Source organism: Acidovorax sp. FJL06, from assembly GCF_003852545.1.
Taxonomy (GTDB): Bacteria; Pseudomonadota; Gammaproteobacteria; order Burkholderiales; family Burkholderiaceae_C; genus Acidovorax.
This window is the reverse complement of the sequence record NZ_QAJR01000015.1, coordinates 11470-26631: the sequence shown is the minus strand read 5'-3', so window position 1 is coordinate 26631 and position 15162 is coordinate 11470. Positions and strand designations below refer to the sequence as shown.

The window sequence follows — 15162 nt, the reverse complement described above, 5'->3', positions numbered from 1 at the left end:
GGCTGCGCCGCTTCCCCCTTCTCTCGGCTTCGCCGGGAAGGGGGACGCCACCAGCGCGGCGGGGCGGCCCTTGCGCGGTGGCGCTGGCCTGGGCCACGCCGGTCGCATGCGTCCGGATCCTTCTCTGGAGATGTAGTTGGGTATGAAAGTCGCCGTGAACGTCGCGGTGGTTGGCGCGGGCTGGGCCGGCATGGCCGCCGCCATTGCCCACACCCAAGCGGGCCGCCGGGTCACCGTGTTCGAGGCCGCGCGCACCGTGGGTGGCCGCGCGCGCGCCGTGCAGGGCACCTTGCCGGGCGGCAGCCCCGCCACGCTCGACAATGGCCAGCACATCCTCATCGGCGCCTACACCGAAAGCCTGCGCCTGATGCGGCTGGTGGGGGTGGACGCACAAACCGCCCTGCTGCGCCTGCCGCTCACGCTGCAGTTTCCCGACGGCCAGGGCCTTCAACTGCCCAACCTGCCGCCCCCGCTGGATGCTTTGCTGGGCATCGCCCGCGCCAAAGGCTGGCACTGGCGCGACAAGCTGGCGCTGCTGCGCACGGCCACCGCCTGGCAACTGCGCGGCTTTCGCTGCGCACCCCAGACCTCGGTGGCCGCACTGTGCGCCCCGCTCACCCCGCGCCTGATGGCCGAGTTCATCGACCCGCTGTGCGTGTCGGCCCTCAACACCCCGGCACATGAGGCCAGCGGCCAGGTGTTTCTGCGTGTGCTGCAGGACAGCCTGTTCAGCGGACGTGGCGGCTCCAACCTGCTGCTGCCGCGCGCTGACCTGGGCGCCCTGTTTCCCGAGGCGGCCGCACGTTGGCTGCCACGCCATGGCGGGCAGGTCATCACCGGCCAGCGCATTCAGCGCCTGTTGCCCCTGCCAGGCGGGCGCTGGCAACTGGTGGGCACCGGCAACGCAGCCAAAGAGGCCGATGCCCCCGAAGCGTTCGACCACGTCACCCTGGCCTGCCCCTCCTGGGAGGCCAGCCGGCTCGCCGAAGGCCTGGCAGGCACCGCGGGCCTGGCGGCGGCGGGCCGCTGGAGCGCTGCGGCCAGCACCCTGCGTTTTGAGGCCATCACCACCGTCTATGCCCATGCCCAGAGCGCACGCCTGCCTCAGCCCATGCTGGCGCTGCGCAACACCGCCGCGCACCCGGCGCAGTTCGTGTTCGACCGGGGCCAGCTTGACGGCCAGCACGGGCTGCTGGCTTTCGTGGTGAGCGCCAGCGACGGCGACCGGGCCCAGATCGAGCAGCAGGTGCTGCAACAGGCCGCCACGCAACTGGCACTGCCTGGCCTGCAGCCCGTGCAGACCGTGGTGGAAAAACGTGCCACCTTTGCCTGCACCCCCGGCCTGCAGCGCCCCGGCATGCAGGTGCTGCCCGGGCTGACAGCCTGCGGCGACTATGTGCAAGGCCCCTACCCCGCCACGCTGGAGGGCGCCGTGCTCAGCGGCACCGCCGTGGCCGCCTGCATCACGGCGGGCTGAAGCCGCCCCCCGGGGCATGACCCCCGGGTAACTACCAATCCCGCTGACAGCATTCCGAAAGCCCGCGCCCGGCACCATGGCGCCACACGCATACCGCATGCGCCTTTTGCTTTGACGGAGACACCCCCCATGCTTTCACACGAACACCCCGCCCTTTTGTCCCCCACCCGGCGCCATCTGCTCGGCGCCGGCAGCGCACTGGCCCTGGGCGGCCTGCTGCCCGCAGGCGCCTCGGCGCAGGCCGCCTGGCCCGCCAAGTCCGTGCGCTTCGTGGTGCCGTTTGCCCCCGGCGGCAGCTCCGAGATCGTGGCCCGATCCACCGCTGTCGAACTGGGCAAGACCCTGGGCCAGAGCGTGTACGTGGACAACAAGCCCGGCGCCGCCGGCAACATCGCCATGGGCGAAGTTGCCCGCGCGGAAGACCAGCACACGCTGATCCTGGGCCACATCGGCACACTGGCCGTGAACCCCTTCATCTTCGACAAGCTGCCCTACGACGCCAACAAGGACTTCAAGCCCGTGAGCCTGCTGGCCAAGGTGCCCAGCCTGTACGTGGTGCACCCCGATGTGCCGGCCAAGAACCTCAAGGAGTTCATCGCCTACGTGAAGAAGAACCCGGGCAAGTTCAGCTACGGCTCGGCCGGCAACGGCAGCGCGGGGCACCTGGCGTTTGAATACCTCAAGATGACGGCCGACCTGTTCATGCTGCACGTGCCCTACCGCGGCACCGGCCCCATGATGACCGACCTGCTCTCGGGCCGCCTTGAGGCCTCGGCCGTGGGCGCCGCCGCCATCCTGCCGTTCATCAAGTCGGGCAAGGTGCGCTGCATTGCCACCGGTTCGGCCAAACGCCTGCCCCAGTTGCCCGACGTGGCCACGGTGGCCGAACAGGGCTTTCCGGGCTTCGAGATGACCCAGTGGTACGGCATGCTCGCCCCCGCCAACCTGGCCCCGGCCCATCTCGACAAGCTGGCCACCGAAACCGCCAAGGCCGTCAAGGCCCCCGCCTCGCTGGAGCGCCTGAATGCCGATGCCGCCGAAGCGATTGGCGGCACGCCCGCGCAGTTCGCGCAGTTCATCGCGGCCGAGCAGGAGCGCTGGAAGAAGGTGCTGCTGCGGGCGAAGGTGAAGCCAGACTAGGAAGCCCCCCTGAGCCGCTTCGCGCCTTCCCCCCAGGGGGACGCCACCCGTGGCCGGGCAGAGCCCGCTCCACGGTGGCACTGGCTTGGGGCGCGCCAGTGTCCACCAGTGCGCGCTAGAGCGAAGCCGTCCCACAAGGGCAGTAGCATCCCCCCATGCGCATCCTCCTGGCCGAAGACGACCACAACCTGGGCACCTGGCTGAGCCGGGCGCTGGAGCACGCGGGCATCCAGGTGGAATGGGTGAACGACGGGCGCCTGGCCGACCGCGCGCTGCAACGGCACGACCACGATGCGCTGGTGCTGGACCTGGGCTTGCCCGGGCTGGACGGCCATGCCGTGCTGCAGCGCCTGCGCGACCGCGACCAGCGCCTGCCCGCACTGATCCTCACGGCCCGCGACTCGCTGGACGAGCGTGTGCGTTCGCTCAACGCCGGGGCCGACGACTTTCTGGCCAAGCCTTTTGAGCTGGCCGAGCTGGAGGCCCGCCTGCATGCGCTGGTGCGCCGTGCGCGTGGCAACGAGCACCCGCGCCTGGCCTGCGGCCCGCTGGTGTTCGACAGCGCTCGCAAGCAGTTCGCGCTGCATGGCGAGCCCCTGGCCCTGTCACCACGCGAGCAGGCCGTGCTGCGCGTGCTGGTGCAGCGCAGCGGCGAGCCCTTCTCCAAGCAGCAGATCCTGGACCGCGTGTTCTCCGACGACGAGGACGTGCACCCCGAAGCGGTGGAGGTGTTTGTGCACCGGCTGCGCAAACGGCTGGATGGCAGCGGCGTGCGCATCGTGACGCTGCGTGGGCTGGGTTATGCGCTTGAGTCGGCGGACTGAGCCATGGGCCTGAGCGCACGCCTGCGCCGTGCCAGCCTGTGGCGGCTGCTCGCCTGGCTGCTGCTGCCGCTGCTGGCCGTGGTGACCGGGGTGGAGCTGTGGATGACGCGGCACGACGCACTGGAGGCGGCCAACGCGGCCTATGACCGCTCGCTGCTGGGCGCGCTCAAGGCCATTGACGCCAACATCTCCAGTGCGTCGGGCGGGCTTGCGGTCGAGCTGCCCTACAGCATGCTGGAGTTCTTTGAACTCACGGCCAGCGGCAACGTGTATTTCCGGGTCGCGTCGTCCGATGGCCTGGTCGAGCTGGGCAACGCCGACCTGCCTCTGCCGCCCGCACCGCTGGAGCCCGGCGTGCCGCAGTTCTATGACGCCACCTACTTCGGTGAATCGGTGCGGCTGGCGGCCTACCGCCGTGCCACCGACTCCGCTTCGCCCGCGCCCACGGTGCTGGTGCAGGTGGCCGAAAGCACCCGGTCGCGGCAGGACTTCACCCACCGCTTCGTGCGCCGCGCCGCGCAGCGCGACGCCCTGGTGCTGGCCCTGATGGTGCTGGGCACGGCCACGCTGCTGGCGATTGCGCTGCGCCCGCTGGCACGGCTGGCCCACGAGGTGCAGGCACGCAAGCCCGATGACATGACGCCACTGGCCGATGCCGACCTGCCCGCCGACATCCGCCCGCTGGTGGGTGCCGTCAACCAGCAGATGGCGCGCATGCAGGGCCTGGTGGCGCAGCAGCGGCAGTTTCTGGACGATGCCTCCCACCAGCTGCGCACCCACCTCACCACGCTGCAGATGCAGATCGACTACGCCCGCCGCGAGGGCGACGCCGCCCAGGTGCAGCACACGCTGGCCGCCATCGGTGGCGAGATCGCCCGCGCCACGCGCAGCACCCAGCAGCTGCTGGCGCTGGGCCGCAGCGACACGGCGGCGGTGGAACTGGCCCCGTTCGACCTGGCCGCGCTGCTGCGCACCGTGGCGCTGGAGCTGCTGCCCCAGGCACGCGCCAAGCAGATCGACTTTGGCATCCAGACGCCCGCCCCGGGCATCGAGGCCGTGGGCGACAGTGGCCTGCTGCGCGAGGCCCTGACCAACCTGGCAGCCAATGCCATTGCCTACACCCCGGCCCAGGGCACCATCACCGTGTCGGCCGCAGGCGACAGCCTGGGCTGGAGCATCGGCGTGGAAGACAACGGCCCCGGCCTGCCGCCCGACGAGCGCGACGCCCTGGGCCAGCGCTACCGGCGCGGCTCGCAGGCCACGGCGGGCGGCTCGGGCCTGGGGCTGGCCATTGCGCGGTCGATTGCCGAGCGCCACCGGGGCAGCCTGCGCCTGCAGGCGCGCGCTGCAGGCCCGGGGCTTCTGGCGATACTCTGGTGGCCCCGCGCCTGACCGCGCCGCACGCTATCCCGCCCCTCCGCACCATGCCGCCCCGCCCGCACCCACCTGCCGCCGCGCCCCAGCCGCCCGCGCAGGGCAACCGCCGCCAGGCCCTGCTGACGCTGGCGGCCTGTGCCAGCGCCGGCATGGCGCCCATGGCCAGGGCCGTGGGCGACGCCTCCACCGAGCCGGCCGAGTGCATTGCCCCCTCGCGCCCAGGCGGCGGGTTCGACCTGACCTGCGGACTGGCCGCCCAGGCCCTGCAGGCCGTGCGCCCCGGCAGGGCGCCGCTGCGCACGCGCTACCTGCCCGGGGGCATTGGGGCGGTGGCGTTCGACCAGGTGGCCACCGGGCGGCTGGGCGGGCCTGGCACGCTGGTGGCGTTTTCGAGCGGCTCGCTGCTCAACATTGCACAGGGCCGCTTCGGCCCCCACCCGGTCAGCGCCGTGCGCTGGATTGCCACGCTGGGCAACGACTACGGCGTGGTGGCCGTGCACCGCGATGCCCCCCACCAGCGCCTGCAGGATGTCGTCACCGCCTTGCAAAGGGATTCGGTCCGCGTGGTGTTTGGCGCGGGCGGCACGCTGGGCAGCCAGGACTGGGTCAAGGCAGCCCTGCTGGTGCGGGCTGCGGGGCAAGACCACAAGCGCATGCGCTTCGTGTCCTTCGAAGGCGGGGGCGAGGCGCTCAAGGCCCTGGGCGGGCGGCACATCGACCTCTTCACCGGCGATGCGGCCGAGGCCATGAAGGCCGCCGCCGAGGGCGTGCCGCTGCGCATCCTGGCGGTGCTGGCCCCCGCACGCCTGCCAGGCGCGCTGGCCGCCCTGCCCACGGCGCGCGAGCAAGGGGTCGACCTGCTGTGGACCACCGTGCGCGGTTTGTACATGGCCGCCAGCGTGCCCGACGCCGATGCCCGCGCCTGGACCCACGCACTGCAGGAGGCCCAGGCCGCCCCGGGCTATGCCGCGTTGTGCGCCCGCCATGGCCTCTACCCCTTTGCCCTGAGCGGCGCCGCGCTGGAGGACTATGTGCAGCGCAGCCTGGCCGACTACCGCCGCCTGGCGCAGGAGCTGGGGCTGCGGTCCTGGCCGCGTTGAGAACCTGTTGACGACCTGAAGGCGGCGGCCAATCCATTGCGCCGGCAACCCCCGTCCCGTGCGCTGCCTCCCTCAGCCCGCACCTTGCAAAGCGGCCGCATGGCCCCCCTGCCCCGCCTGGGGTGCTGCTGGCACCCGATGCGCAGGTGCACCCGCCCCCGCCGGGGGCACCGGCGCTTGCGCCGCATAGGCCGTCAGCGTGTTGCGCCACGCCGCGTTCGATGCGTCCAAGGCACGGCGCATGCGCATGGTCCCCCAGGCGGCGGCCAACATCGTCAACCCCAATAGCCCCAGAAGGCCATACGCCAAGGAAGCGGGAAAGTACCCCGTGCCCACCTTCTCCAGCCGCGCCAACAAGGCCAGCGTGGCTTGGCGGTCCTGCTCGGCCTGCGCCCGCATGCGTTCGATTTCAGCCTGCAGGGCCTGCATGCGTGCCCCTTCAGACCCCAGCCCGGACAGCGCATTGCCCACCAGGGCCGAGGGCTGCGCCGCGCCCAGTGTGGCGGCATCCGGTGCGGACTGCGCCCCGGACATTGCCGGCGTGACCAGCATCGACAGGGGTTCCATCACCAGCCGGGGCCTGGCCGGGCCCGCTGCGGTTGTGATCGCGTCGGGCGCCGCTGGCGCAGATGCCAACGTCGGGGCCTCGGCGGGAGACGGTGCTTTTGCCTCGGCCTGTGCCTCGGCCTTGGCCACCACCTGGGGTGCGGGAGACATGGCCTCCTGCGGCCGCTCGGCCGGTGCGCCATGGCTGCGCGGCGCCACCGTGGCGCCCGAAGGGCTGCGCGCCACAGACACCGAGGGCCGGCGCACCGCCCTGCGCGCCACGCGCTCACCCGCTGAGGCCTTGCGCGGCGGCAGGGCTCCGCCCTCCACCGCGAGGGCCCCGTCCGCCGCAGCAGCTCCCCCCCGGGGCGCTGCAACCTCCAGCGCCGGCACGTCCCAGGGGATCGCAATGGGCCGGGTACCCCCTGCAACAGTGGGCGGCAGGTCCGCCAAAAAGGTGTATTCGCGCATCACCCTGCCGGTGCAACTGATCGACACCTGGGCCATCAGCACCGGCTCGTCCGCCAGGTGCGAAGACTGGACCCGCACCACCGGATTGCGCCCCGGCTCACCCGGCTGCAGGCCCACCTGCACGCGCCCCGCCGGGATCGGCTGGTCGCCAGACACCAGGCGCGCCTGCGGGCACGCGGCGTCCACCGACATGCCCGGGTCCAACTGGACTTCAAAGCCCAGGTCGATGGGTTTTCCCAGCCACACCTGTCCCTGGGGCGCCCCCAGGGACAGCGCCCCGGCGCCCTCCACCGCAAGGCCCACGACAACGACGATCAACGAGTTACGAATCATCACAACCCCTCCTGTCATCTCGGTGTGTTTCTACATGAAACAGAACCCGACGGAAAGCAATGAATGCGTACGAACCTGTTCAAAGCCGCAAAGCCACGGGGGGGCGGGCCCCGCCAGACCTGGCCGCCTCTCCGGGCACGCAGCGCCCGGAGAGAGCGCATCGGTGAGAGGGCGCGATCGCTCTTTTCGGGGCCACACGATCGCCAGGGCGCGCGGCCGGGAAGAAAGCTGACGCACAACCAGGCACTCTGCCCCGGCCCTCACAGCCCAGCAAGCACTGCCCTGGGTGCGGTGGATTCTTCCCTAGGCCGTCAGGGCGCCTGCAGCACGCGCCACACCGCCATCTCCTCGCCCGCCACGGGCGGCGGCAGGATGCCATTGGCCACCAGCCCGTCATCGCTTTCCGCCTCGCAGGCATAGACGGCGATGGCGCCATGGGGCTGGCCGCTGGGCACCACGCACCAGCCCTCGGGCAGGGCGCGCTCGGTGCGCGCGTGGCGGGCGCGCCAGTAGGTGCTGGCCTGGGCTTCCAGGATCTTGGGGCCGGGCTCGGCGCAGGGCGCGATGAAGGTGGGCACCTCCAGCTGCAGCCGGGTGCCAGGCGGCACCGGCGCCACCTGCAGCCCGTGGCCGCGCAGATGCTCGGCCGCAGCGGCGGGCATGGCATAGCCCCAGGGGCGCTGCACCCGGGCCGTGGGCACGAAGTGCGCAAAGTGCGGCACCTGCACGCTCACCGGCGCGCCCTGCAGCGTGTAGGGCGCGCGCGTGAGCACCTCCACCTGGGTGTCCGGCACGGCCTCCAGCGCGTAGCGGATGGCCACCTGCGGCGGCGGCTCGGCGCAGGCGGCCAGCAGCTGCACGATCTCCGGGCCATGTGCGGCCACGTAGTGCAGCGCTTCGCGCAGCACGGCGTAGGTGACCTGCACCCGCGCCGCGAAGCCGATGTACGCATACGCCTCCAGCAGCACGTCGAGCCGGTTGGTCAGCCCCCGGTAGTTGCAGCCAAAGCGCGGGTGGTGGGTGTAGGTGATCCAGCCCTGGCCTTGCCCGCCCTCGTCGCGCACGAAGTTGCCGTACCAGAAGGTGTCCAGCCCCTCGGTGCGCTTCACAGCCGCCTGCACGGCGGGCATCATGCGCTCACGCAGGTAGGCCACGGGTTCGCTGCGGCCGCTGTGTTCGGTGTGCGGGATGTCGTAGGTCAGCGCATAGCGGTGGATGGAGCCGTTGGTGGCGTGGCAGTCGAGCGTGAGGTGCGGGTTCCAGGGCTGGCACACGCGGGTCTGCAGCAGGCGCATCTCGGGGGCCTGCTGGCGCATGTAGTCGCGGTTCAGGTTCACGCCGGCCGCATTGTTGCGCGTGCCCACCAGGGCCGGGCCGTCCTGGCCACGCAGGTGGGCGATGTCCAGCGGGCGGTGGTCGGCACTCAGCCGGTCGTTGCCATCGGGGTTGAACAGCGGCACCACCAGCAGCGTGCAGTGCTGCAGCAGGTCGCCATGCTGGCCCTGCAGCAGGTCACGCACCAGCATCATCGCGGCCTCCTTGCCCTCCACCTCGCCCGCATGGATGCCGCAGAGGATCAGCACCACCGGCAGCCCACTGGCCAAGGCGGCAGCGGGGGTGAAGTGGCCATGGGCCGACAGCACCAGCAGCGGCAGCAGGCGGTCTTCGGGGGTTGCGCCAAAGTCGCCAACGTGCAGCCGCGCATCGCCCAGGGCACCCAGCGCGTCCACAAAGGCCAGCACGTCGGCGTGGGTGGAGGTTTCGGTGAATGCGCTGGTTTCGGCGCGGGTGCGCAGAGTGGCAAGGGGGTGGGTCATGGAAGGGTCCGCAGCGTGGTGGCCGGGGAGCACAACCACGCGCTCACCTCTCCAGCCACCACTGGATCACGATTTTGGCAAGAAACCCCACAAACCCCACGCCCAGGCCCAGGAAGAGCACAAAGGTGCCAAAGCGGCCGGCCTTGGACTCCCACGCCAGCTGCCCGATGATGAACAGCATGTAGGCGATGAACGCCCCCACCCCGTAGGTGAGGAAGAAGCCCGAGATCTGCGCCTCGGTGAAACCAAAAATCACGATGCCCCTCCAGGCGTGCGCACGGGTGCTGCCAGGTCGCGCTCGGGCAGGCTGGATGCGTCCACCAGGTCGCGGTACGCATGCCAGCTGGCATGGCCCAGCATGGGCATCACGGCGATCAGGCCCAGCAGCAGCGAGCCCAGGCCCAGCAGGGTGAAACCCAGGATCAGCGCCGCCCAGAACGCCATGGGCAGCGGGTTGACCACCACGGCCTGCCAGCTGGTGAGCACCGCCTGCAGCAGCGTGGCGCGGCGGTCCAGCAGCAGCGGCATGGCCACCACGCTGGACGCAAAAATCGGCGCCGCCATGAGGCTGCCCAGCGCCAGCCAGATCTCGAACAGCCAGCCCTCGCGGGCCATCACCACATGGCGCAGAAAGTCGAGCGGTGTTTCGATCGGCACCGGCGCCAGCAGCGTGATGAGCGCCGCCGAGGTCATGACCCAGCCCGAGGCCGCCAGCGCCAGCAGGGCGCCAAACTGCACCATGCACCAGTAGTCGTTGCCCCATTTGTTCACATGGCTGTTCTGCCAGTTGAACCAGGTCTTGAGCACCACGCCCAGGTTGGCGCTCTCGCGGCGCTCCAGCGCGCGGCTCAAGGCGTACAGGCTGGTGGCCAGCACGGGCGCCACCACCAGAAAGCCCGACAGCGCCCCCGCCAGCAGCCAGAACCGGTAGTGCCCCACCGCAAAGATGGCGGCCCCAAACAGCGTGAGCGCCAGGCCATGCGCAAAGCTGATCCAGCCCGCCCGCGCCATGTCGCGCCAGGCCAGCACCAGCCAGGTCATGGGCTGCATCAGGCCGATGGTGCGGACGGTGGGCAATGGGGGGGGATTACGGGGCATGGTGGGAGGGGTCGCACAGCGACGGGTGAGTGTGGCGTCATTGGGCAGCGGCATCAACCACCGCACGCCCAAACCTTGACCTGAAGCAAGAAGCAAGAAGCAATTCGGGAGCCCGCCATTGCGCAACCCCGTGGTGGATCGAAGCACGCGCCCGTGACACGGGCGCGCCCCAAGCCAGGGACGCCGAGCAAGGGCCGCCCCGCAGCGAAGGTGTCGTCCCCCCGGGGGAAGGCGCCGAAGGCGACACAGGGGGTCTCCATTTCAGGCCAGCAGTCTGCACAGTGCAGTAAGGCTGTCCACCGTGGCATGCGGCGGCGTGTCGCCGTGCGGCCAGGGGTGGTTGGCGCTGTTGATCCACACGGCCTGCATGCCCGCATGCAGAGCCCCCTGGGCATCCAGCGTGGCGTCGTCACCCACATGCAGCACCTCGTGGGGCAACACGTCGGCCGCCGTGGCGGCGGCATGGAAGATGCGCGCATCGGGCTTGGCCACGCCAAACTCCGACGCGCTGATGCTGTGGCGAAAGTAGTGGCCGATGCCGATGCGGTGCACATCGGCATTGCCGTTGGACACCGCCACCACCGGGTAGCGCGCCGACAAAAACGCCAGTGTGTCGTGGGCATCGTCAAACAGCTCCACACGCATGCGTTCGGCAAAGAACAGGTCAAACGCTGGTTCGGCCAGCGCGGGCTCGTCACCGGCCTGGGTCAGCGCCAGGCGGATGGACTCGCGCCGCAGCGCGCTCAGATCGTGCAGCAGGTCGGGCCGCAGCGCCACCATCTGGTTGCGGATGGCGCGCAGCGATTCGGCGCTGGAGAACAGGGCCGCCGTGGCGGGCGCATGGTGCGTGAGCCAGTCCAGCAGCACGTTTTCTGCCCGCGTGATGGTGGGCCAGATGGGCCAGAGCGTGTCGTCCAGGTCGATGGAGATGGCGCGGATGCGGGAGATGTCCAGGGAAGGGGTCAGCACAAGGGCGCACCTGCAAAAAACAGCATGGGATGAAGGGCCCGGCAGAACACTGGGCGGCGGCCGCAAAGCATACCGCAGGCCCTGGAATCAGCGGGCCGGCCCCGAAGCCGGAGGCCGCTCAGCCAGGCCTCTGTACTAGTCACCCAAGGACGAGCCCCGCACCATGAGCTGCCCCGGCAACAGGCTTTCGCGCGGGGGGCCCTGCAGGCCGCCCAGCCGGTCCAGCAGGCATTGCGCGGCGCGGTGGCCGATGGCATCGGTGGGCTGCGCCACCGTGCTCAGGCCGGGCCGTATCAGCGGGGCCCACTCGGGGTCGTCAAACCCCACAAAGCCCAGCTCCTGCCCAAAGGTCCAGCCCATGCGCGACACCGCAGCCGCCACCCGCAGCGTGACCACCGAGTTACCCGCCACCACGGCACAGCGCTCGCCGGGCCCGGCCCGCTCGCGCAGACCTGCCAGCGCCTGGTCAAGCACCTCATCGCCCTGCTCTGCGGCCAGTTCCAGCACCTCGCCGCGCACCAGGGCGGCTTCAGCGCCCTGTGCAGCCAGGCAAGCCCGGAAGGCGGCCGTGCGCTCGATGCGCGAACTCACCCCCAGCAGGGGCTGGGTGATGTACAGCAGGTGGTGCCAGCCCTGCTGCACCAGGTGCATACAGGCATCGCGCATGGCGCCTTCGTTGTCGAGCGAGACAAAGTCCGCCGCCAGGCCCGCATGGCGCCGGTCCACCAGCACGGCGGGTTTGCCATGCAGGGTGTGCAGGTCGGCCTGCCCATCGCCCTGCCCCAGGGTGTTGAGGATGAAACCGTCCACCTGGTAGCTCGCCAGGGCGTCAATGGCGGCACGCTCGCGCTCGCGGTCGTTGCCCAGGTTGAACAGCATCACCAGGTAGCCCGCCTCCTGGCAGGCCTTCTCGGCGCCGCGCAGCACGGCCACCGAATAGGGGTTGGTGATGTCGGCCACCACCAGGCCGATGAGGCGCGAGCGGCCATGGCTGAGCGCCTGGGCCATGGGGCTGGGCACGTAGGCCAGCTTGGCGATGGCGGCCTCGACACGCGCGGCGATGTCGGGGCTGAGCAGGCGCTCGCGGTGGTTGAAGTAGCGCGACACCGTGGCCTTGGACACACCCGCCTCGGCCGCGACATCGGCAATGGTGGGGCGGACGCGGGGCGTGGCCGATGGTGCGGGTGTCGGTGGGGTCATGCTTGCGCGGCGTTATACACGGCGGCGGGCCGCTCTCCGGCCAGCGCCTGCAGCAGGTTGGTGGTGGCCAGCACGGCCATGGCGTGGCGCGTGCCATGCGTGGCCGAGCCGATGTGCGGCAGCGGCGTCACGCGCGGGTGGGTGCGCAGGGGCGAGTCGAGCGGCAGCGGCTCGGTGGCAAACACATCCATGCCCGCCGCGCGCAGCGTGCCGTGGTCCAGCGCGTGCAGCAGGTCCTGCTCCACCACCGTGGCGCCGCGCCCGCCGTTGATGAAGATGGCGCCGGGCTTCATGGCTGCAAAGACGTCGGCGTTGACCAGGCCCCGCGTGCTGCCCGACAGCGGCAGCATGGCCACCACGAAGTCCGATTGCGCCAGCAGCGTGGCCAGTGGCACCTGCGTGGCCTTGCCCTGCAGCTCGGGGGCGGTGTCGGCCAGGTCCACCGGCCGGCGCGCATGGTAGAGCACCGGCATGCCAAAGCCCAGTGCCGCCCGGCGCGCGATGGCCTGGCCGATGCGGCCAAAGCCCAGCAGCCCCAAAGTCTTGCCATGGACATCGCTGCCGAACAGGTCTTCGCCGATGTTCTTGGTCCACCGGCCCTCGCGCACCAGCTGCGCCAGCTCCACCACACGGCGGCTGGTGGCCATGAGCAGCGCGAACACGGTGTCGGCCACGGTTTCGTCCAGCACGCCAGGCGTGTGGCACAGCACGATGCCCCGGGCCTGCAGCGCGTCGAGCGCATAGTTGTCCACGCCCACCGAGACGCTGGAGACCACCTCCAGCCGGGGCGCACGCGCCAGCAGCGCGGCATCCACCGGAAAACTCGACCCGATCAGCCCCTGGGCCTGGCCAAGCGCCGCGTCGAACAGCGCGCGCTCTTCCGGCTTGCGGGGGTTGGCCACGGTCACGTCGTGCACAGCCGCCAGCCGCGCGAGCTGGTCGGGCGGCAGCTCGCGAAAGACCAGCACCTTCTTGCGCAAGGACGCGCCTTCCACCGCAGATGCAGATGGAGATGCAGGCCCGTTCACAGGCCCGCCTCCTGCAATTGCGCCCGCGTGGGCAGCCCTTCGGTATCGCCCAGCACCTGCACCGCGCGCGCACCGATCCATGCGCCACGGCGCACGGCGGCCGGCACGGGCAGGCCTTCGAGCAGCGCGCTGACCACCCCCACCGCAAAGCCGTCGCCCGCGCCCACGGTGTCCACCACCTGGGCCACGGGCACGCCGGGCACGCGGCCAGTGCCGGCCACGTCGCTGTCGTAGTAGGCGCCCTCAGGCCCGAGCTTCACGACAACCAGCTTCGCACCCCGCTCGCGGTAGAACCGCGCCACGCCTTCGGGCGTGGTTTCGCCGGTCAGGAACACGCCCTCCTCCAGGCCCGGCAGCACCCAGTCGGCATAGGCTGCCAGGGTGTTGATCCCGTGGCGCATGGCCTCGGGCGAGGCCCAGAGCGTGGGGCGCAGGTTGGGGTCGAACGAGATGGTGCGGCCCGCGGCGCGCATCACCTCCAGCGTGCGGAGGGCCGCCTGCTGGCTGCTGTCCGAGATGGCCGCGAACACGCCCGTGGCGTGCAGGTGGCGCGCGGACCGCAGCCAGGGCTCGTCCACATCGGCCGGGCCCATCTGGCTGGCGGCCGAGCCCTTGCGGTGGTATTCGACCTGCGGGTCGCGCCCGTCGGTCACGCGTTCCTTGAACTGAAAGCCCGTGCGCTGCGTGGCGTCGCAGACCACGTGCGAGCAGTCGATGCCCTCGCCGCGCATGGCCGCGATCAGCGCACGGCCCATGGAGTCGGTGCCCAGGCGGCTGGCCCAGCCCACCTTCAGGCCCAGGCGCGCGAGGCCGATGGCCACGTTGGTCTCGGCACCGGCCGTGCGTTTGTAAAAACCCGTGGCGTTCTCCAGCGGGCCGGGCTCATTGGCCACCAGCAGCAGCATGGCCTCGCCAAACAGGGCGACGTCGAAAGTGGTGGCGTCGCTCATGCCGCACCTCGCACCGCACGGATGAAGTCCACCTGCTCGCGCGTGACGCCCGCCAGGTCGTCGCCCACCAGCGGGTATTCAATGGCGTGTGGCACATCGGCCGGCAGCGCGCGCAGCACGGCGCGCCAGGGGGCCACCGACTCGGCCAGCGGCACCGCAATCCACTTGGCCGGCAGGCGCTGCACGCCCTTGCAGTGCACATAGCGCACATGCGGCGCCAGGGCCTGCGCGGCCTGCAGCGGGCATTCGCCCTGCCAGTGCCAGTTGCCCATGTCAAAGGTCATGCCCAGGTCGAGCCCGGCCTGCGCCTGCGCCGCAAAGAACACCTGCATGGCGGCCAGCGTGCCGGCGGTGGCGGTCTGGTCATTCTCGATCACCAGCTCCACCTGCGGGGCGGCGGCCAGCAGCGCCTTCAGGCGCTGCAGCGATGCCTGCGACTGCGGCAGGTGCGCGCCGAAGCCGCCAATGGACATCTTGAGCCGGGGCGCCTGCAGCACCTGCGATGCGTGCAGACCGCGCTGCAAGGCTGCCTCGTCCAGCGCGCCGCCGTGGGTCCACAGGCCCTCGGGGCTGGAGTACACCGCCGCCCGGCCCGCCAGCGCGGGCAGCTCGGTGGATGCGTCGCGCAACAGCTCGCCGCGCACTTCCACGCCGTCGGCACCGGCGTGGCGGGCCAGGTCGGTGCACCACAGCTGGCCGTGGCGCCCCGTTTCGGCCGCACCGAAGGAGGACAGGGAGATCAATACCTTCATGGGTGTTTCTTTCAAGCCCGTCGACGGGGCCTTCACAAGGCTTTTGCCGGGGCTGCATCAACAAAGCCCAGTGCATGCAT

The 15162-nt window shown here is 71.0% G+C and carries 14 protein-coding genes; 5 read left to right on the top strand and 9 right to left on the bottom strand.

The genetic code is table 11. The annotated features are described in order from the left end of the window. The first annotated feature begins 154 nt into the window (after nt 1-154). The 5 genes from hpnE to DBV10_RS09185 all read left to right on the top strand — a co-directional run bounded on the left by hpnE (nt 155) and on the right by DBV10_RS09185 (nt 5918). Complete coding sequence (gene hpnE, locus DBV10_RS09205; protein WP_124513069.1) at nt 155-1477, top strand: hydroxysqualene dehydroxylase HpnE; 1323 nt, start codon at nt 155-157, stop codon at nt 1475-1477. Between the two features lie 129 nt (nt 1478-1606). Then, on the top strand, nt 1607-2617 hold the full coding sequence (locus DBV10_RS09200) for a tripartite tricarboxylate transporter substrate binding protein (protein ID WP_124512832.1): 1011 nt from the start codon (nt 1607-1609) through the stop codon (nt 2615-2617). Between the two features lie 155 nt (nt 2618-2772). After that, on the top strand, nt 2773-3441 hold the full coding sequence (locus tag DBV10_RS09195; RefSeq protein ID WP_124512830.1) for a response regulator: 669 nt from the start codon (nt 2773-2775) through the stop codon (nt 3439-3441). Nucleotides 3442-3444: 3 nt separating this feature from the next. Continuing rightward, nucleotides 3445-4833 carry a sensor histidine kinase gene (locus DBV10_RS09190; protein WP_124512828.1) on the top strand — a complete coding sequence of 463 codons (1389 nt, stop codon included), beginning with the start codon at nt 3445-3447 and terminating at the stop codon, nt 4831-4833. Nucleotides 4834-4865: 32 nt separating this feature from the next. Beyond that, nucleotides 4866-5918: a tripartite tricarboxylate transporter substrate binding protein gene (locus DBV10_RS09185; RefSeq protein ID WP_124512826.1), complete on the top strand. Its 1053-nt coding sequence runs from the start codon at nt 4866-4868 to the stop codon at nt 5916-5918. A 72-nt stretch (nt 5919-5990) separates the two neighbouring features. Here the strand turns inward: DBV10_RS09185 and DBV10_RS09180 are convergent, their stop codons facing one another. The 9 genes from DBV10_RS09180 to DBV10_RS09135 all read right to left on the bottom strand — a co-directional run bounded on the left by DBV10_RS09180 (nt 5991) and on the right by DBV10_RS09135 (nt 15082). Then, nucleotides 5991-7268, bottom strand: a complete 1278-nt coding sequence (locus DBV10_RS09180; RefSeq protein ID WP_124512824.1) for a hypothetical protein — start codon at nt 7266-7268, stop codon at nt 5991-5993. A gap of 311 nt (nt 7269-7579) precedes the next feature. Then, a complete protein-coding gene (locus tag DBV10_RS09175) occupies nt 7580-9085 on the bottom strand; it encodes a M14 family metallopeptidase (protein WP_124512822.1) in 1506 nt (501 codons plus the stop codon). 43 nt (nt 9086-9128) lie between these two features. Further along, the gene (locus DBV10_RS09170; protein WP_124512820.1) at nt 9129-9341 is read right to left on the bottom strand and encodes a DUF2788 domain-containing protein; all 213 of its coding nucleotides are present in this window, start codon (nt 9339-9341) and stop codon (nt 9129-9131) included. Next, nucleotides 9338-10183: a DUF2189 domain-containing protein gene (locus tag DBV10_RS09165; protein ID WP_124512818.1), complete on the bottom strand. Its 846-nt coding sequence runs from the start codon at nt 10181-10183 to the stop codon at nt 9338-9340. Before DBV10_RS09165 ends, DBV10_RS09170 begins: the two co-directional genes overlap by 4 nt. Nucleotides 10184-10444: 261 nt before the next feature. Then, nucleotides 10445-11152 (bottom strand): HAD-IA family hydrolase, encoded by a 708-nt coding sequence (locus DBV10_RS09155; RefSeq protein ID WP_124512814.1) that lies wholly within the window; start codon nt 11150-11152, stop codon nt 10445-10447. Between the two features lie 135 nt (nt 11153-11287). Continuing rightward, the gene (locus tag DBV10_RS09150; protein ID WP_124512812.1) at nt 11288-12352 is read right to left on the bottom strand and encodes a LacI family DNA-binding transcriptional regulator; all 1065 of its coding nucleotides are present in this window, start codon (nt 12350-12352) and stop codon (nt 11288-11290) included. Then, nucleotides 12349-13380, bottom strand: coding sequence for a 2-hydroxyacid dehydrogenase (locus tag DBV10_RS09145; RefSeq protein WP_370451135.1), 1032 nt, complete (start codon nt 13378-13380; stop codon nt 12349-12351). The genes DBV10_RS09150 and DBV10_RS09145 overlap by 4 nt, the downstream gene beginning before the upstream one ends. Next, nucleotides 13377-14330, bottom strand: a complete 954-nt coding sequence (locus tag DBV10_RS09140; RefSeq protein ID WP_124512807.1) for a sugar kinase — start codon at nt 14328-14330, stop codon at nt 13377-13379. Before DBV10_RS09140 ends, DBV10_RS09145 begins: the two co-directional genes overlap by 4 nt. Continuing rightward, nucleotides 14327-15082 (bottom strand): sugar phosphate isomerase/epimerase, encoded by a 756-nt coding sequence (locus DBV10_RS09135; protein ID WP_124512805.1) that lies wholly within the window; start codon nt 15080-15082, stop codon nt 14327-14329. Before DBV10_RS09135 ends, DBV10_RS09140 begins: the two co-directional genes overlap by 4 nt. Nucleotides 15083-15162 lie beyond the last annotated feature (80 nt).